We start from the raw sequence: 16799 nt of genomic DNA, 5'->3' as shown, positions 1-16799 counted from the left end.
CGCCCCAGCACCGGTGGTGCCAGTGCTGGGCGCACGCTTCGCACGCATCTCGCGGGATGACGAATCGCGTTGCCCACGCTGGAGGGCCATCCGTCTTCACATCGATCGGCTTCGACAGAGAGGCCCGGCGGACTCTGTTGCTTCGGCGGGAAGCGCGCCGAGCAAACAACTCATCAGGAGGGTTTGGAGGCATGTCTAATTGTACCGTTTTTTCGCCCGCGATATGGCATGTTATCGAGAGCCGCGCCGTTCAACCGCAGGCGCCCGGGGCGCCGTTGCGCAACCCCTCACCCTTGCGGGAATCTTGTTAGCACATCTTGATGGGGCATCAAGATGCGCTATCTTGAAGTATGAGCCACGACGACTCCCCCCGCCTCATCCCCACCGGCAAGTGCTGGTGTGGCTGCGACAGGGACACGAGCCTCGGCAGCTTCTTCACCCGGGGCCACGACAAGATGGCGGAAGCCGCGATCCTTGCTCTTAAGTACGAGGGCTCCGTGGCGCGGCTCCTCGACGAGCATGGCTTCGGCCCCCACAACTCCCTCAAGGAGACGGCTCTTCGAGCGAGAGTCTGGGAGCAGTGCCCGCACTGCAACTACGCCGGGGCTCCGGCCAGCATCCGCAACCACATCGGCAAGGACCATAAGGACGAGGAGAAGTGACCATGCCCACGAAACAGCCCGAGCCGACTGCCCCGCAGGCGGTAGCACTCACTCACATCGCGAAGGGAGGCACATACCGCTGGGAGCACAGCGGCACTTGGTACATCATCGCGCCGGACGGCACCACCATGTCCAAGACGACAGTGAACGCGCTGGTGCGGCGAGGATGGGTCGAGTACGGAACCCTGCGCGGCATCAAGCGGCCCCTGACTATCACCGAGGCCGGGAGGCAGGCCCTTCCGTCCGCCACCTCCTGACCCTCCCCCGCCCACGTCCGCGTGTGGGTCCGCCGCACCACCAACACAGAGGAGACACCGTGACCTACTCCGACTACATGCCGCCTGTCGGCGGCGAGAAGGCGAACTACTTCCCGCTCGAAGACGAATGCGTCGACGGGGACGGCCGGCCGTACCCCGAGCACGACTACCCGCCGGTCGGCGAGGGCAACGAGTGCCGCCGCTGCGGAGCCGAAGCCGACGACGTCGAGGAGAGCTGACCGTGACCACCCCGAAGGGACACTGCCAGGTGTGTGGCCGCCCCTATCGGCTGAAGAGCGACGGCACAGTGCGCTCACATTGGGCACGGAACCCCGACGGGACAGCCGCCGCCGGACTGAAGGACTGCGGCGGCGTCGGGGAGCCGCCCGCCGAGGCTCTGAACCGCGCCCTGACCGAGGCCCACACCCGCACCGTCGCTGACCTGGGCCAGGTGCTCGACGTCGAAGCCGGGCTCGCCGAGATCCTGAACCGCAGCAACGACAACAAGGAGAAGCCATGACCAGCAGGTCGGACCTGATCGAGACGCTACGGGCGTCTCGTGCTGTCATGTCGGAGAATGAGGCCGCCTACAAGGCGTACATCAAGGCGAGAGACGAGGCGAACGCCGCCTTCTGCCAGTACAGCAACCGATTCGGACTCCGCGACGCCCTCGCCGCGAAGAGGGAGGCCGACGCCGACTCCCCCGACGCGATGCCCGTCACCTTCGACCACGCCTGAGCGCACGCAGCACGCCGCCCCCGCCTGAGGTAAGCAGGCGGGGGCGGCGCTGTGTCAGGCTACCTGGTCAGCGGGCGAGGACCACCGTCAGCTCCTCGTCCGGGCAGTCGGCTGCCAGCTCGACCAGGGCCGCCGCCTCACGCCAGTCCGCCGACAGACCCCAGCGGGTCTTGACCGCCGTCCACTCCGTCACGTACCGGCAGAGGGCCCCCGTCGCGGACGGCAGCCACTCGGCCGGGTCCTGATCAGCCTTCCGCCGGTTCTCCCGCGCCGTCACCGCCACCAGCGAGCGTTCGTCGTCGAGGTCGTTGGCGTATGCCTGCCGCTCCCCCGCCGACCAGGCCGACGCCCCCGAGTCCCAGGCTTCGGCCAACGGGACCATGTGGTCGATGTCGAGGGCGCGGGCCTCAGTTTGGTCCGCGTCGTCGTAGTAGGAGTGCCATGTGCCGCCAGTGAGCACGCAGCCGGCGCTGACCGTAGGTGGCTCCACTGCCTCCTCGATCAGCACCTCGGCGCGCGTGTTGCATCCGTCCCGGTCCGCGTCCACCCAGTGCCTGAACTTGGTCCGCTCGTACCCGGTGCGGTTCTCGTCCGCGACGGGTAGGTCGGCGATCGCCTGCCGCAGCGTTGTGTGCACCACCTCGCCCGGGTCCGCAGACGCCGCGGGCGCCGAGCCGGCCAGAGCTGCCGCTGCCGCAACACCGACCGCCAGCGCCTTAAGTTTTCCCATGCTGCTCCTCCTCGATGGGGGTCAGCACGGTCGTATCGCGGGCGACTGAGCAGGCGGTCGAGAACGACAGGAAGATCACTCAAGAGTGGGGCTGGTCAATCGCCGCCCCAACCTCGCATACCTCATCACAACTCGGCTACCAATCGACCACACCCCCTTCACCATCCAGTCGGCACGGCTACGGTCATCCCGCACGTACCAACCAAGGGGGGCACCATGCGCAGATGCGCTATCGCCGCGCTCATCCTGGCCGCCAGCCTGCCGCTCACGGCCTGCAGCGGCTCGGACAACAAGGACAGCAGCAAGGACGCGAAACCGAAGGCCGCGGGGAAGACGTCGTTCGACTGCGACGACCCGAACGGCGACCAGGCTGCCTGGGTCGAGCACTGCGCCGACGAGAAGCCCGCGCCGGCCGAGCAGTCGAGCACAGGGCTCGCTTTCGGGAAGACGTACACCTGGCCGGACGGGCTCAAGGTCTCCGTCGTTGACGCCCGAGAAGTCACCAAGTTCGGGGAGTACGACAGCACGCCTGACCCGGGCGAGACTGGGTTCCGGGTCGAGCTGAAGCTCACGAACACCGGGAAGGCCGCGGCCAAGCTGGACGACCTGTCACTTATCGTCGAGGGAGCAACGAACGGCGGCGAGGCAGCCACCACGACCTACGAGACCGGGTCAGATCCGCTCGAAGGGCGCCTCGCACCCGGCATGACCGTCACCAAGAACGACGACAGCGTGCTCGGGACGAAGTACGGGAAGAAGATCGTCGTGACCGTGCAGCGCTCCTCCGAGAACTTCGACCTGGAGTTCCCCGAGTTCAGCGGAACCATCCAGTAGAGAAGACGAAGCGCCCCGCCCTCCCGGAGGAGAGCGGGGCGCCATGTTGTGCGGATCAGTCCTCCCACGGCCAGGCGGCGTCGCGGCCGGCTTCGAGGAGCGGCACCATGCGGAAGGCGTGATCGGTCAGGCCGCCGAAGGTGTGGCGGCCTGTGGTCCCGGACGGCATGGCGCCGGGCTTGTACCCGGCCATGTTCCACATGTAGACGGGGGTGGTCTTGGGGACGAGGTCGTCGATGGCGGTCTCCTGCATCCCGCCGTAGCGGTGCATGTTGGAGGGCAGCCAGCCGGGCCGGGTCTGTTCGTCGGTGACGATGACGATCCGGTCGTGGGCGAACCAGTGGCGCTTCACGGCGGTGGGGATGTCGGTGCCGTCGATCTGCCCGTACTGCTCGACGAGTTTCAGGACGCTGCCCCCCTTGGGGACAGCGAGTTCCTTGGATTCGCCGCCGAACTCGACGAGGGTGGGCTTCTCGGCTCGGAGGGCGAGGGCGGATCCGAAGACGGCGGCTTGCTCAGCGAGCGTGATGTCCGAGGTGTTCGGGGTGGAGAAGCCGTAGCCGGGGAACATCGACGGCGACCGGTCCACCAGGATCAGCGTGGTGCCCTTCAGGCGGGGCACGTTGACAAGGGAGTGGCCTAGGGCCTGCTCGAGCGCGTGGGCCCAGCGCAGGGACGGGGCGTGCTTGTAGGCGGCCCACCAGCGGAACGGGAACATACGGGACTTCGCCACCTGCTCCGCGTCGACGAATCGGGCGCAGAGCTGTGCGGCGACCGCGTCGGCGACGCCGGCTTCGTCGAAGTTGCGCAGGTTCCGGGCGAGCGCCATCAGGCCCATGGACGGGATGAGGGCCTCCCACAGCTTGGCCTTGTCGACCTTACTGCCCGCTATGGACAGCGCCGTTTCCCAGGTGAGCCCGGCACGCTTGATCTCCTCGGCGCTCAGCAGGATGTTCGGGTCCTGCTCGACGAATTCGGCGAAGGCGAGGTTGCGCGCCAGGATCGGGAGCGTGTCGGGGTCGGGTACGGTGCCCCGCTTGTGGCGGCGGTCCAGGGAGTAGGCGAACAGGTCTCCCTGCCACGCCTTGCCCGGGTCGGGCGATGCATGGACGAGGTTGAGGACGTCGCCGAAGCGGTAGCCCTTGCTGTCGGTGTCGTACTTGAGGAGCGACCGCTCGTTATAGAGCCGCTGGACGGCATCGGCGATGCCGCGCTTCACCGGCTTCGGCAGCTTGCGGCCGTACTTCGACGTCCAGTAGCCGAGCATCTCCCCCGGCTCGTCGGCGCGCTGGAGGACGGAGGCGATGACCTGCCGGGAGTAGCCGGGCACCTCGTGCAGCAGGCGTTCGGCGGTGAACTCGGCGGCGCCGACGAGGGCGGCGGTGCGCATGTTGCCCTCGCCGCGCAACCAGCCGAGGAGTCCGGCTGTCCACTCGGGGTCTTCGATGGCGAGCTTGCGGACGAGCTGAGTGTACCGGTCGTCGCGCTGGCCGCCCTTCTCGTAGAAGGTGTCGACACCCACGAAGTTGCTGACCGCGAGCAGGAAGAGTTCGCTCTTCGCGTCCCGGAGGTGTCCGGTGGCGCCTTCGTGTGTGATGGTCCGTTCCCCGGTGGTGGTCACGGGCGAGTGGACGGCGGGACGGCTGCCGCGCTGGTTGAACCTGGCCATGAAAAAGCCCCTCACGTAGAGGGAAGGACCAGCAGTAGGGTGCCCGAGATCAAATCGGCTGGGGAAACGTAGCGCTCTAGGCCGCTGAGCTACCTCCGGTCCCCTGGACCGGAGGGCGGGATTCGAACCCGCGTCTCTCTCTTGGCAGGAGAAGTATCCCCGGCCTGCGCACCGGGCACCCCCGATGCTGTGCCTCCCGAGATCAAAGTCGGCGTGCGGCGTGATTCACCCAAAGAAGTAGCCGCGGCCTGCGCACCGGGAGGTGCATGAAGTTGTGGCTCAAGAGTACATGGGGGTGCCGACACGGCAAACGAATAGAAGCCCCGCCGCCTGCACTTGGCAGGGGCGAGGCGTTCCTTCATGGATTCTCGGGCGCCGCCCCGTCGTAGTTGGGCGGCGGTGGCGGCTCCGGGGAGGGCTCGGGCTGCGGCTCCACCACCCCCATGTCCACCAGGGTGCCCATGTCCGCCGCGGACGTGTCCGGGATCGGCACGGCCGGCTGCGGGGCGGGCTGCTCCTCAGGGGTCGGCATGGTCATACTCCAGTTCGGTTGTACTCATCCACCAGCGAGTGCGGCTCCGGAGGCTGGCCGACAGGGTTCCGAGCCCACCGATACAGCTCGTCCACCGTCCACGAGAACGCCCGCAGTAGCGACTCCAGCCTGCTCTGCCTCTGCCGTAGCTGCCCGTTTTCCATGTCCACCCGTTCCACCGTGGCCTGCAGAACCGACAGACTTGCCTGCTGGTTGGCTGGCTCGGCGGCTGCCCGCGCTGCGGCCTCGTTCGCCCGTGCCGTGGCGGCGGCTGCCCGCGTGGTTGCTCGCGCGGTGAAGATCCCGCACGCGATCACGCCGACGGTGCCGAACGCGGTGACGAGGCCCGCCCAGATGGTCATGCGCCCTTGCCTCTCCGGGGGCGTCTCGGCGCTGGGGGGACCGAATGTTCGGGCACCGTTGCGGCCCACAGGATGACCCCCACATGGGAGGTGAGGTACCAGATTGCGACGAACCCGCCGCGGGGAAAGGTGCCGTTGACGACGGCAGATGTGTAGGCCGTGGCCCACACAGTGGGGGGTATCAGGGCGGCGAAGAACCCGATGCTGTCGCGGCCTACACGGACGAAGGCGCTGCCCGCGGTGACCAGGCCGGCCGTGATCCATAGCCAGGCCCAGTAGTGCAGGGGCATGGCGTGGGTGAGGAGTTCGAGGCCCTGTGTGCTTCCTTGGGGTGTGGCGATGAGGCCGATGCCCCAGCAGGTCTTGCCCGTGCCGAGGATCAAAAGGAACGTGCCGCGGCGGCCCAGGTGTTTCTGTAGCCGTCGGGCCACCCGGCACGGCATCAGACGCCCGTCGGGCCCGCGGGGGCGGCCGGACTGGAGGGTGTGACCTGGACGCGGGTCAGCAGGGTGAGTGCGGCGAGGACGAGCGTGTTGATGGCGCCGACGGTTTCCTGGCTGACCTCGTAGCCGAATGCGGCGACGGCGGTGGCGCCGGCTGCGACGATGGCGGTGAACGCCTGCGGAGCGACGGGTCGGGTCATGGCGGCGGCGATGCCGCCGAGGATTGCGGAGACCACGGCGACGATCGCGCCGGACTGTTCGGCGGTCAGGCTGGTGATACCGAGGGTGACGATCAGGCCGAGGATCGCCGAGAGGCTGTTCAGAACCACGACCGGTTCTCTGCCGAAGATCTTCATGGTCGAGCTCACTTCCAGTAGAGGCCGCGCACGCGCGACGTGGTGATGGTGACCGACTTTTCGTCGCCTGAGGTGGCGGGGAAGTAGGCGACTTCGAAGCGGAGCTTCTCGGTGGCGGCGATGGATCCGGCGTGGGGGAAGTCGACGAAGCTGCTGCCTGCTGTGGTGGGGCGTTCGACGATGCCTGAGTCCCAGCGGGATCCGTCTGTGCGCTGGTGGTAGAAGCGGCCCTGGAGGGTGCCGCCGGCGGGTGCACCGTCGACGGTAAGCATGACGCTCGCGGTGTAGGCATTGGCGCCGGTGACGATATCGGTCTTTTCGACCGTGAGCGTGGTCCATTTCCCCGGGACGAGGGGCCGGTCGGTGGTGCTGTACAGACCGAGCGTGGTGGGCATGTCGCTGTCTTCTCCCTGCTGGTGCGGGGTGGTGGGGGTGCTGGCGCCCTTGGCGTGGTCGAGGATGGCGCCCATAGGAAATAGGCCGGGGTCGCCGTGGTCGTTCTCGGGGACGTGCTGGTGCCCGCAGTGGCCGGTGAAGCTGTTCCATTTGGCGGCGGTCATGCGCACCCCGTTGGAGCCGTAGCTGCCCGGGTATGCCTTGAACGTCACCGCGCTGGTGAGCGGCACGCCGTGCTGGTCGTGGGCCCACTTAACGAAGGCGGCCAGGTCACGGATCACCCAGTCGGGCAGCTCCGAGGTGTACAGGTGCGGGGTGCTGCCCCACTTCTTGTGCGTGGACGGGTCGCAGGTGCCGACGAGTTCAACCTGGCACACATTGAGCGTGTTGGTCTCGACCCCGCCAGGCCGGTTGACGAGGGCACGGGCGGAGGTGTCGAAGTCGAAGTGCTGGTACCAGAGCAGCCGCTTGTTCTTGAAGTCGGGCACGGCGGTGAAGTTGGGGGCCTGCGCTCCCCCGCTGTAGGAGGGGAGGCTGGTGCCTTCGGTGGTGTGCCAGACGATGACGTTCGACTCCATCGAGTCGCCACCCCACGCGGACTGGTACCAGTAGGTGGTGGATGCGCCGGGGTAGCGCTGTGGTCCCGTCTTGGCCACGGAGGCCTCCAGACATGAAGAAGGCCCCGACTCTGCGGGGCGTGCGGTGAGGGATGTTCGTGGTCAGAGGCTGTAGAAGACGCCGTTGAATCCGATCCACGGAGGTTTGCTGGTGCCGTCGGCGCCGGTGCCTGTGCCGTAAATCTTCAGGTGGCCGTCAGGCTGGGCGTCCAGCTTGAGAGTGATGCGGACGCTGGACACGTCTGAGCAGGGGATGACGACGGTGCGGAGGCTCCCTGGCCGGGCGGAAGACGGGAGTGGGGAAGAGGTGACGATGCCCCCGTTGGCGATGTTGCTACCGCTGTAAGTCGCGTTGACGGCGCCCTGGAGCATGACAGTGGGCTCGCCGAAGAGATTGACCACCCTGTATTGGAAGTTCCCGTTGCTGTTGCCATTGTGGGTGAAGCCGCTGGCCAGCGGTACGTTCGTCCAGGCGGAGGTGCCCGCAGCGAGCACCACCCAGGCGGTACCGTCGTAGCCAGTAAACAGCTTCTCCGTAGTGAGGTAGGCGACCATGCCAGCTACCGGGCTGCTGAGGGTCGCGTTGCGCGCCGAGGCCGAGGAGAATCGCATCACGGACCGTTCGGTGAGCTCATCGACGGGCCCGAAGATGAGTGAGTTGGCGTTCGGCTGATCCGTCAGCGCAGTGATCGGAATGCCTTGCCCGTAGGCGTCCGTTGTGGCCATCAGGCTCCCTCGCCGACCTGCTCCACGGCCACGCTGTAGCGAGTGGCGGACGTCGATCCGACACCGGGAAGGCTATCGAGGTGTTGCCGCACCAGCGCGATCAGCTCATCTTCCGAGAACTGGATGCCGTTGGTGGTTGCGACGAGGTCGACGCTCACCGACTCCTCGGGGTTGGTGCCCTGCCCGAAGACGGTGATGTAGGGCAGGTTCGTGGGGTTCATCGCCATGAGGGTCTCCTAGGAGGCGGCTTCGTACAGGAAGTCGATCCGCAGTTGGTTGCCACTGGCCCAGGCGAAGGGCCTGTCGGAGCGGCACGAGACCAACGGCGGAGTAGTCGTACTGGGGAAGTAGCACTTGCTGGCGGTCTGCGACGGGGAGATCACGAACTGGCCTGCGAGGCGGCTACCGGCCAGGGCCTCGGCGTGGCAAAGACGCGTCCCTACGCTCGCGGCCTGCACCGGCAGGGAGAAATTCCAGTCGCTGCTGCTGCCGAACGTGGTGGTGGATCCTGCGACGAGGTTGATCCAGCCGACGATGGTGCGGCCGTCTCGTTTCCATCGGCCGGTCAGCGTGCCGTTGCCGACGCTGGGTTGCGGGTTGGCGTCGGTGGTCCAGATGGGGTTGTAGTCGTCCCATTCTGTGTCGGTGGTGCTGGAGGTTCGTCCGCAGGCCAGCCAGTTGCCGTTGCCGGACTGGGTGATGACGATGTGGTCGCCGACCGCCGGGTTCTGGTAGGACTCCAAGCGGCGGGCAGTGATCGTGCCGCAGTCCACGGTGCCGGCGCCGACCGCTGTGACGGTGGCGGTCTGCCAGTCGGCGCCCCGAACCGTCGGCTCGGTGGCGCCGGCGGTGACGGCTTGGAGGCGGATGGCGTCTGCGAGATCGGCTATGGAGGTCACGCGTCCTCCTTCGCGGCGATCGTGTCGAGCGTGAATGATCCACTGGTGTCGAGCGGCACTGTGAACGACTGGATCTGGTGGAGCTCCTTGCTGCCGTCCGGGTAGAGGACGCGGATTACGTCGCCGGGCTCCAGGGCAGGGTTCGGCAGGCTGGTGATGTCGGCGCTTGCGTTGGGAGCTTTGGCGGCGCGCAGCTTGAGCGTGGCGGCCGAGGTGCAGGCGTTGACGCTGGTCAGGGTGGCCGAACTGTAGAAAGTCGGCCGGTGTCCGAACGGCCCCGACCAGTACGTGGGCGATGTCGGGTCGTCGTCCACCACCAGCGCCGAGACAGCCGGGATGTCCGCCTCGGTGTTCTCTCCCTTGGCCAACACCCCGTTGTAGACGCCGTCGAGCGACATGCCACGGTTGGCGGAGACATAGGCGCCGCCCTCCCCCGCCGCCAGCGTCCACACCGGGGGCACGGCGAGCAGATCGGGCAGCTCGGAGATGATGAAGACCCCGTCCGTGTCCGTATACACCTCGGCGCCGATCGCCGCGGCACACTCGGCGACAGCCGCCCACCGGTCACCTTCGGTGTCATAGGTGCGGGGTCCGATCGTGGCGTCCACGGCCCGGTTGATGACCGTGGCGCTGGGGAGCGAGGCCTGGATGAGGCTGGTCACCGCGCCGACCGCTGTACCGCTGACCTTGACCGGGGTGGTGAACTTGTCGTCGGCGACCATGGCCTCAAGACTCTTGCCGCTAATGGTGACGGGGCCTTCGTCAACATCGCCGCTGACGCTATCGACGCGGAACAGGCCGACCGGCACAAGCTCCCGCGAACCGTCCGCGTGCTCGACACCGCAGCTGATCCGCAGCTGTGCGCCGTAGACGGAGAGCTTGTCGGTGGCCGTGCACGGAATGAGGCTGGTGTCGGCGACGGTCACGGAGCAGGTGCGGCGGGTGGCCTGCCCTCGGTCCACTGTGACGCTGCCCCCGATGTGAGGCAGTGTCTCCACCTGGCCGTTGGCCAGGAACAGGACCACCTCGGTCGCGATGTTGTGGGACTCGACCAGCCGAGCCAGGAAGCGGTCAGAGACGGGGTACACCTCAGCCCCCGATCCTGCGGTCGAAGAGGACGTCCTCCCAGGTGGCATAGGAGTTGAGTACGTCCTGCCATGTGGCGAACTGAGTGAGGATGTCCTGCCAGGTGCGGCCCGCCGAGCCGGCGACGCCAGTCGTCGTTGGCATGTCGACCTGGCGGAGAGCCAGTGTCCAGGCTCGCCACGGCTCCGGTGCGTATCCGGTGACCCGCGCTTCGGTGACCTGGCCGACCACCACGTACATGTCGCTGACGCCCATGCCGGCCACGGCCTGCCACAGCAGGACGTTGCCGGAGTCGAGGAGCCAGTGCAGCCCATCGCGTTCGTCGTCGCTGCGGGTCCAGATCTGCAGATCGCCCTCTAGGCCCCCGCGCACGTCCGAGAGGATCACGCTGTTGCGCCGACCGCGGACCCTCATCTCGGCCTGCTCGATACTCCGCTGCCAGTCCGGGGCCCGCGCCACCAGCACCTTGAGGTTCCGCTGGGGCTGGCCCGGGTCCTTCAGCCAGCACTCGTTAATGTCGCCCGGAGTGAGAGTCACCGTGTCTGAAGTGCGGGTGCTGGGTGCGGACGTGCCGGGGGTGAGGATCTCGACATAGTAGGAGATAGGGACGCCGAGGGGTGCCTCGTAATCCTCGATGACAACCTCGCCGGCTGTGATCGGTGTCTGGCTGTACAGCCCGGAGGGGCCGCGCGCCAGCGTCCTGGATCCGTCCGGGAGGACCCGGTACACGGTGAGGAGGTCCCCTATCGTGAGCTCGCGCAGCGTCACCGTAATAGAGGCGGTGCTATCGTCGGCGCCCACCGACGTGTACGGGAGGGCCAGCCACGCGCCCACCTGGTCGATGCGCCACACGCTGCTGGCGGCCGTAGCGGTGAGTGTGTACTCGAGCGCGGCCTGAGTCGCGTTTGTTGGGATGGTGAAGTCGTTGCTGAGTGACCACCAGCCCGGCGAGGGAGCGGTGATCGGTGTGCTGGTTGTGGCCCCGAGGTCTGTATTGGACGCGTCGGACCACCTGATCCCGCGGCTGACCGTCCAGCCTCCAGCCGTCACCTGAGTGAGCACCTTCGTGCGCAGGTTCTGGCCTGCCACTGCCCCGGCAGGCAGAGGGAAACGGCCGGACCTGACCACGCTGGTGGTGGCGGTGGCAGAGGTGATGGTGCCCGAGTAGCCGCCCTCGAAAAAGGATGCGCCCCAGGGGCTCGATCGTGCGATGGTCGCCGCGCCGGAGGCCACGGCCCATCCGGCGACGCCCTGCTCGAAGGACGCGTCCGCGTAGGGCACAGCGCTGCCCGCGTACAGCACGGGCGCTGTGCTGACGACCACCCAGTCGAGCCTCAGCACCTGACCAGCCGTCGCGCTGTCAATACCGGCGGCGATGGAGCAGGAGGCGGTGCCTGCCGGGGCGACGGCAGAGGCGCGCTGCCGGTACCAAGCGGTGCCTGGGGCCGCGAGCACCCCGCGCGTCGCCTGGATCTGCGTTCCCATCCCGTCGTAGAACCGCAGCTCAACCCAGGTTGTTGCCGCGCTTGTGGGCGGATTGAGGTAGGCGTGGGCGATGTATTCCACGCCTGGTGTGGCGTCAGGCCGGTCGGTGCTGCACATGCTGGCATTGCCGTTGGCAGTGACCGTCATGGCGATGGCGTGGCCGCCTGCCCAGTAGTTGGTGACGGCCCACTGTACGGGCGGGGCCTGGCGTGCGATGGTGCAGTTCGCCTCGGCCAGCCAGCCGCTGACGTCGATCTCGCCGGACTCGGTGTTGAACCCCACAAGGTTGCCGGTCGTGGTCTTCGGATAGCCGAAGTAGAAGTTCTCGAAAAAGTTCGTGACGTTGGCTGCGGCTGGCGTCGCAGACACCAGCACATATGCGTGATGCGTATTCGCCGGGGCCACACCGCCCACGGCAATGCGGTGCCAACTTGACGATGCGGAAGCCGTGGTTAGCGACCAGGTGATACCGATCTCGGTGTTGCTGGAGTCCATCCAGCGGATGCCGATTCGCTCCGGCACCGTGCCGCCGGCCGCATCGCAGAACGCCTCGTATTCGACCCACGGCGTCGCGAAGAACGAGGAGAATGATCGGACCTGCATCTCCCCGGCAGCGGAGGATTTCACAGCGAGGCAGCCGTCGCCATTCCTGCCGCCGCTACCGAGGGAGATGGTGCAGTTCAGTTTGGCCGCCCACCCGGAGGTGTTCGGGTCAACCTGCTCGGTAGTCGGGCTCATGAAGTTGCCGGGGATCGGCAAGCCGCTCACCCCCGCCTGTTCGCGCGCAATGCAGTCGCTACTGCGCCCATCTCTTGACGCACTTCGCCGCGCACCTTCCCGAGGAACTCACCAGAGTCGAGGTAGAGATCTCCGGTGAACTCGCCGCCACCCCCCGATGGCGCGGCAGCGCGCCGCACGAGGGCGTTGGCCTGCGCTGTGGTGAATACGGGCTCCGGCCTGCCGGTGCCGTTGTAGGCGAGGTTCAAGCCCGGCTGGAGGTAGCCGCCGGAGTCGTAGCCGCCCGCCCGGTTGTACGCCCGCGGCAGGCTGCCGTAGGCCGCCAACGCATACCGCATCGATGAGTAGATGTTGGCGAGCGGGTCAACGCTCACCCCGTACATGAACGGGCCCTTCTTCCGGTACTTGCCCGCATAGTGCTGGAACGTCGGCCGGATTACCTGCATCAACCCGGTCGACGGGTATCCGGCCTTGGCATTGCTGTCCCAAAGGTTGACTGCCGTCGGGTTGCCCCCGGATTCCTGGTTCATTCGCCGAAGGGTGATGCCCAGGTAGGACGCGGGCTGATGCAATTGCTTGAGTGCGTCCAGCACCTCGGGAGTCCAGCGCGAGACCCCTTTACCGGCCTTACCGATGAACTTCAGCAACCCATTGGCATCCCGGGTGAACCAGCCGGAAACCTTGTCTTTGATGAGCTTCTTCAGACTACTGATGGCCATCTTGGGCAGACCGATTGCCGCCTTTCCCCAGCTTGTCTTGCTGAGCCATCTGGCCCCGTCGAGGAACGGCTTCAGCATGTTCCCGAAGGTCTTCACCGGATTCTTGAGGAACGACGTGGCCGAGCCGATGATGCCGCCCTTGGCGAGCATCTGCGTCCCTGCGGCCTGGTGCAGGGCGAGGGCCCGGGACCGGTACTTCGGATCTGTGGGGATTACGAATTCCGGATACCGCGGGTTTCCCTCGCCTACGATCGCGGTCGGCTGGTTGTAGATGCCGGGCTGCGGGCCTCGAAGGGTGCCACCTTGGGCCAGGAGATCGACTTTGCCCAGCTTCGGCACGCCCGGAATCCAGCCCGTGACCTTCTCCCAGACTTTGACGATACCCTTGTTCCAGACGTGGTCCAGCACCCAGTTGATAGGGGTTTTCGTCGCCTCCTTGACCTTATCCCACGCTGTCTTGATCGCCTTGCGAGCATCGTCAAAAGCATCAGCGACCTTGCCGATAGCAGACTTGATCGCGTTGAACACCGGCCGGATCCCCGTCCGCCAAACAATGCCGATCGTCGTGGAGATTCCGTCGAAGACGGGTTTGATTACGCTGTCGTGCAGCCAGTGGGCCACATCAGCTATTCCGTGGAACGCAGGCGACAGGGCCTTCTGCCACAGCCATTTTCCTGTGTCACCTACGGTGTGGAATGAGCTGCTGATCAGGTCGAAGGCGGTTTTGATGGCGTTGGTGTACAGCCAGCTGGCCACTGTGGCGATGCCATCGAACGCCGGACTGATCGCTTCCTGCCACAGCCAGGTGACAACCGTGGCTATGAGCTGGAATGCCAGGTACAGGGGGGTGATCAGAACCGTGAGGATGGCCGTGATGAGGATCCCGGCAGCGAGCGCGATGCCCTTGAACGCTGGGCCGATGATGTTCTGCCACAGCCAGGTGGCCTTGTCTCCAACCCACTGGATCGCGCCCCAGATCGCCGTGAACGTGGGCAGCAACACAACTGTCCAAGCGGTGGTGAAGGCGGTTGAGATCCCAGACCAGACGCCCGTGACGATGTCGCGGAACCACTTGAAATGGTCCCATGCATACTTGATGGCCACCACTAGGCCGATCAGGCCAAGGATCAGCCAGCCCAGCGGTGTGATGGACATCGCCAAGCTCAGCAGCTTGAAAGCGATGTACGCGCCGTACAGGCCCTGGACCAGCCACGGCAGGTTCTCTGCGATGTACACCACGCCATCGGCGAGCGTGCCGATCACTGTGAGGATCGGCCCCGACAGCGGCGAGAGCGCCTGCCCGACCGCCAGGAACGCCCCCGCAATCTTCCCCAGCGCTTCGGCGACCTTCGGCCCCTGGTCGGACGAGTAGGCGAGGAACCGTTCAAACGACGGGGAGCCCTTGAGTGACGTGCCCCAGTCGGCGAACCGGCTCGTGATCCGCTGCATGCGGCCCGAGATCGAGTCCATGTGTGGCAGGAAGGCGTCGATGATGCCGACCATGCCTTTGAAGATGTTGCCGAACGCGACACCCAGGCCGACGATCGCGGGTTTGATTGAGGTCGCCAGGTCGGCCTTGAACTCTTTCCACCAGGGCTTCTTGAACCCGGCCGAGGCCCGGTCCTGCAACTCCTTGATGCCGTCGGCTGCAGCAAGCACCAGCGGCGTGAGCCCTGGAAGCGAGTTCTTGATGCCCTCCAGTGCCCGCGTAAAGATCGGCATCACCGCAGGCTGAAGACTCTTCGACCACGCCGAGAACGCCGACCTCAGATCCACGAACGCGTCGAAGGTGTCCCGGGCCGCAGGCGTCAGCTTCGCCAACTTCTCCTGGTACTTCTCCTGTGCCAGGGCAGCCTGATCCACACCACCGGCGGCCGAGATGGACGCCGACTCGATCTGCTGCTGGGCACTAGCCACCGCGTCCGCTGCGTTCTGCTGGGCCACGGCCACGTTCGCGGTCGCCTCACCCACACGCTGCTGTGCTTCGGCCACCTGCCGGGCGGTCTCCACCTGAACCCTTGCGGCCTCACCCTGAGCGTCCCGCACTGCCTGAGCCCGGTCCTCCACCTGCTGCTGTGCTTGAGCCAGTCGATCCTGCGCCTGCCGGACCGTGTCCGAACCCTCAACGCCCTTCTTCGCCGCGTCGGCCTGCTCGGCCTTCAGCCGCTTCGTCTCGGTCGTCTGCTCCTTCAGCCGCTGCACTGCCTGGTCGTAGGCGAGCTGCGCCTGGTCTCTCTGCAGCTTCGTGGCCTTCGGATCCGCCAGAACTCTGTTCAGTTCAAGCTGAGCTTCCTGCACCGACAGCGCCGCGTCCCGCTGGGACAGCTGCGCGTCCGCGTACCGGTTCGCGAGATCCTCAAGCTCCTGCCCTGCCTGCTTCCGCGCTGCCGTCAAGTCGAGCTGGGCTTGCTTGGAGTCCTTCTGTGCCTGAGCGAGCTGCCGCTCTGCGTCCTGCACCTGCCGCGCGGCTTGGGCGTTCCGTTGTGCCGCCTGTGCGACCGCATCGGCCGCCGCCTGCTTCGCCTGCCGCACTTGCTGCTGGGCCTGCGCGATCTGCCGAGCACCGGTGCGTTCCGCCGTCGCCAGGGCCTGCTGAGCGCCGGCCATCTGAAGAGCCCGTGACGCCCCTTGGTTAGCGGCCTGGCCGCCCCGCAAGGTGGCATTGGTCGCCGCGTCCTGGGCCTGCTTCTGGGCCTGCAGAGCCCCCCCAATAGCAACGAATCCAGGGATCGCCACCGCAGCCAGTGCACCCACGCCGACCGCCGCCGCGACACCCGCCGAGGCCACCGCCCCGAGGGCGGCAGCCAGAGCCGGGATCGCGGGGAGCACGGCGACGCCGCCGAGTGCCACCATCAACTGGAAGATCGATGCGGTCGCTCCGCTGGTGTCGATGTCGATCTTTGCCCGTTTGCCGTCCACTGCATCGATCTCGGCCCGCACCAAGCGCAGCTCTGCGATCGCCCTCGCGGTGTCGGCCCTCACCTGCACGTTCGGATGCCGGGCGCCGAGCCGCGTCAGCTCCGCCTCGATCAGCGCGATCTCAGCTTTGGCGTCCGCAGCAGAGATGTCGATGCCGATCCGCTTGTCCGCCAAGGTCTCCATACGGACGCGCACAGCCTGCAGATCCGCGTCCACCTCAGAGGTGTCCGCGCCGATCTGCAACTGCGGCAGCGACCGGAACGCCGCCTGCAGATGAGCCCTGAGCGCCCGGGAAAACGCACCAGCAGTCTGGTCACCCTGCCGCACCGCCGCTGGGCGAGCCGTCTGGCCGCCGCGCGTCACACCATCCCGGATCGCATCCCGCAGCGACGCGGTGATCCGGTTGGCGATCTGCTGCCCGATCTCCTCGCCGATTCGCAGGCCGATGTCAGCAACCTGGCGTTGCATCGCCGCACCGAACGAGCGCCCCGCCGCCGAGCCAGCGTCCTCGCCGGCCCGGGTTGCGGCAGGCACGAGCCCCGCACGGAGCCGGCCATAGATCCCCTGTGTGTTGGGGATGACGTCGACCTCGACCGAACCGACGCTGATGGCCACGGGAGCCTCCTCCCGC

Annotated in this window: 19 protein-coding genes and 1 tRNA gene; 6 read left to right on the top strand and 14 right to left on the bottom strand. The window is 66.8% G+C overall.

Annotated elements, in window-relative coordinates:
- The first annotated feature begins 350 nt into the window (after nt 1–350).
- Genes BBH68_RS28855 through BBH68_RS28835 form a run of 5 tightly spaced genes read left to right on the top strand, consistent with a single transcriptional unit; the run spans nt 351 to nt 1657 of the window.
- The gene (locus tag BBH68_RS28855) at nt 351–662 is read left to right on the top strand and encodes a hypothetical protein (protein WP_245738354.1); all 312 of its coding nucleotides are present in this window, start codon (nt 351–353) and stop codon (nt 660–662) included.
- A 2-nt stretch (nt 663–664) separates the two neighbouring features.
- Nucleotides 665–919: a hypothetical protein gene (locus BBH68_RS41585; protein ID WP_141713077.1), complete on the top strand. Its 255-nt coding sequence runs from the start codon at nt 665–667 to the stop codon at nt 917–919.
- 59 nt (nt 920–978) lie between these two features.
- The gene (locus BBH68_RS28845) at nt 979–1158 is read left to right on the top strand and encodes a hypothetical protein (protein ID WP_065966642.1); all 180 of its coding nucleotides are present in this window, start codon (nt 979–981) and stop codon (nt 1156–1158) included.
- A 2-nt stretch (nt 1159–1160) separates the two neighbouring features.
- Nucleotides 1161–1439 (top strand): hypothetical protein, encoded by a 279-nt coding sequence (locus tag BBH68_RS28840; protein ID WP_065966641.1) that lies wholly within the window; start codon nt 1161–1163, stop codon nt 1437–1439.
- The gene (locus BBH68_RS28835; protein WP_065966640.1) at nt 1436–1657 is read left to right on the top strand and encodes a hypothetical protein; all 222 of its coding nucleotides are present in this window, start codon (nt 1436–1438) and stop codon (nt 1655–1657) included. The genes BBH68_RS28840 and BBH68_RS28835 overlap by 4 nt, the downstream gene beginning before the upstream one ends.
- Before the next feature lie 67 nt (nt 1658–1724).
- Here BBH68_RS28835 and BBH68_RS28830 read toward each other — a convergent pair whose 3' ends face one another.
- Nucleotides 1725–2387, bottom strand: a complete 663-nt coding sequence (locus BBH68_RS28830) for an HNH endonuclease family protein (RefSeq protein ID WP_065966639.1) — start codon at nt 2385–2387, stop codon at nt 1725–1727.
- A gap of 216 nt (nt 2388–2603) precedes the next feature.
- On the opposite strand from BBH68_RS28830, the gene BBH68_RS28825 reads away from it, so the two are divergent.
- Nucleotides 2604–3221, top strand: a complete 618-nt coding sequence (locus BBH68_RS28825) for a hypothetical protein (protein ID WP_065966638.1) — start codon at nt 2604–2606, stop codon at nt 3219–3221.
- A gap of 55 nt (nt 3222–3276) precedes the next feature.
- Here the strand turns inward: BBH68_RS28825 and BBH68_RS28820 are convergent, their stop codons facing one another.
- The 13 genes from BBH68_RS28820 to BBH68_RS43435 all read right to left on the bottom strand — a co-directional run bounded on the left by BBH68_RS28820 (nt 3277) and on the right by BBH68_RS43435 (nt 16783).
- Nucleotides 3277–4890 (bottom strand): TROVE domain-containing protein, encoded by a 1614-nt coding sequence (locus BBH68_RS28820; protein ID WP_065966637.1) that lies wholly within the window; start codon nt 4888–4890, stop codon nt 3277–3279.
- 104 nt (nt 4891–4994) lie between these two features.
- Nucleotides 4995–5075: transfer RNA gene (locus BBH68_RS42205), tRNA-OTHER, on the bottom strand.
- Nucleotides 5076–5248: 173 nt separating this feature from the next.
- Nucleotides 5249–5422 carry a hypothetical protein gene (locus tag BBH68_RS42200; RefSeq protein ID WP_158080391.1) on the bottom strand — a complete coding sequence of 58 codons (174 nt, stop codon included), beginning with the start codon at nt 5420–5422 and terminating at the stop codon, nt 5249–5251.
- Nucleotides 5423–5424: 2 nt separating this feature from the next.
- Complete coding sequence (locus BBH68_RS28815) at nt 5425–5784, bottom strand: hypothetical protein (protein ID WP_065966636.1); 360 nt, start codon at nt 5782–5784, stop codon at nt 5425–5427.
- Nucleotides 5781–6215, bottom strand: coding sequence for a hypothetical protein (locus tag BBH68_RS28810; RefSeq protein WP_245738353.1), 435 nt, complete (start codon nt 6213–6215; stop codon nt 5781–5783). Before BBH68_RS28810 ends, BBH68_RS28815 begins: the two co-directional genes overlap by 4 nt.
- An 11-nt stretch (nt 6216–6226) precedes the next feature.
- Nucleotides 6227–6583, bottom strand: coding sequence for a hypothetical protein (locus BBH68_RS28805; protein ID WP_065966634.1), 357 nt, complete (start codon nt 6581–6583; stop codon nt 6227–6229).
- An 8-nt stretch (nt 6584–6591) separates the two neighbouring features.
- Nucleotides 6592–7635 carry a hypothetical protein gene (locus BBH68_RS42590; protein WP_174589106.1) on the bottom strand — a complete coding sequence of 348 codons (1044 nt, stop codon included), beginning with the start codon at nt 7633–7635 and terminating at the stop codon, nt 6592–6594.
- A gap of 63 nt (nt 7636–7698) precedes the next feature.
- The gene (locus tag BBH68_RS28795; RefSeq protein WP_065966633.1) at nt 7699–8322 is read right to left on the bottom strand and encodes a hypothetical protein; all 624 of its coding nucleotides are present in this window, start codon (nt 8320–8322) and stop codon (nt 7699–7701) included.
- Nucleotides 8322–8549 (bottom strand): hypothetical protein, encoded by a 228-nt coding sequence (locus BBH68_RS28790; RefSeq protein ID WP_065966632.1) that lies wholly within the window; start codon nt 8547–8549, stop codon nt 8322–8324. The genes BBH68_RS28795 and BBH68_RS28790 overlap by 1 nt, the downstream gene beginning before the upstream one ends.
- 9 nt (nt 8550–8558) lie before the next feature.
- Nucleotides 8559–9221, bottom strand: a complete 663-nt coding sequence (locus tag BBH68_RS28785; protein ID WP_065966631.1) for a hypothetical protein — start codon at nt 9219–9221, stop codon at nt 8559–8561.
- Nucleotides 9218–10309: a DUF5047 domain-containing protein gene (locus BBH68_RS28780; protein ID WP_065966630.1), complete on the bottom strand. Its 1092-nt coding sequence runs from the start codon at nt 10307–10309 to the stop codon at nt 9218–9220. Before BBH68_RS28780 ends, BBH68_RS28785 begins: the two co-directional genes overlap by 4 nt.
- 1 nt (nt 10310) lies before the next feature.
- Nucleotides 10311–12560: a hypothetical protein gene (locus BBH68_RS28775; protein WP_245738352.1), complete on the bottom strand. Its 2250-nt coding sequence runs from the start codon at nt 12558–12560 to the stop codon at nt 10311–10313.
- Nucleotides 12557–16783 carry a transglycosylase SLT domain-containing protein gene (locus tag BBH68_RS43435; protein ID WP_245738351.1) on the bottom strand — a complete coding sequence of 1409 codons (4227 nt, stop codon included), beginning with the start codon at nt 16781–16783 and terminating at the stop codon, nt 12557–12559. Before BBH68_RS43435 ends, BBH68_RS28775 begins: the two co-directional genes overlap by 4 nt.
- Nucleotides 16784–16799: the final 16 nt, after the last annotated feature.

Origin of the sequence: Streptomyces sparsogenes (genome assembly GCF_001704635.1) — a bacterium.
Lineage (GTDB): Bacteria > Actinomycetota > Actinomycetes > Streptomycetales > Streptomycetaceae > Streptomyces > Streptomyces sparsogenes.
This window is presented reverse-complemented; position numbering and strand designations above follow the sequence as displayed.

Coding starts and splice junctions, on each gene's coding strand:
- BBH68_RS28830 (WP_065966639.1), bottom strand. CDS start 2,387: ATGGGAAAACTTAAGGCGCTGGCGGTCGGTGTTGCGGCAGCGGCAGCT.
- BBH68_RS42200 (WP_158080391.1), bottom strand. CDS start 5,422: ATGCCGACCCCTGAGGAGCAGCCCGCCCCGCAGCCGGCCGTGCCGATC.
- BBH68_RS28790 (WP_065966632.1), bottom strand. CDS start 8,549: ATGGCGATGAACCCCACGAACCTGCCCTACATCACCGTCTTCGGGCAG.
- BBH68_RS28815 (WP_065966636.1), bottom strand. CDS start 5,784: ATGACCATCTGGGCGGGCCTCGTCACCGCGTTCGGCACCGTCGGCGTG.
- BBH68_RS28795 (WP_065966633.1), bottom strand. CDS start 8,322: ATGGCCACAACGGACGCCTACGGGCAAGGCATTCCGATCACTGCGCTG.
- BBH68_RS28805 (WP_065966634.1), bottom strand. CDS start 6,583: ATGAAGATCTTCGGCAGAGAACCGGTCGTGGTTCTGAACAGCCTCTCG.
- BBH68_RS28835 (WP_065966640.1), top strand. CDS start 1,436: ATGACCAGCAGGTCGGACCTGATCGAGACGCTACGGGCGTCTCGTGCT.
- BBH68_RS28820 (WP_065966637.1), bottom strand. CDS start 4,890: ATGGCCAGGTTCAACCAGCGCGGCAGCCGTCCCGCCGTCCACTCGCCC.
- BBH68_RS28855 (WP_245738354.1), top strand. CDS start 351: ATGAGCCACGACGACTCCCCCCGCCTCATCCCCACCGGCAAGTGCTGG.
- BBH68_RS41585 (WP_141713077.1), top strand. CDS start 665: ATGCCCACGAAACAGCCCGAGCCGACTGCCCCGCAGGCGGTAGCACTC.
- BBH68_RS28825 (WP_065966638.1), top strand. CDS start 2,604: ATGCGCAGATGCGCTATCGCCGCGCTCATCCTGGCCGCCAGCCTGCCG.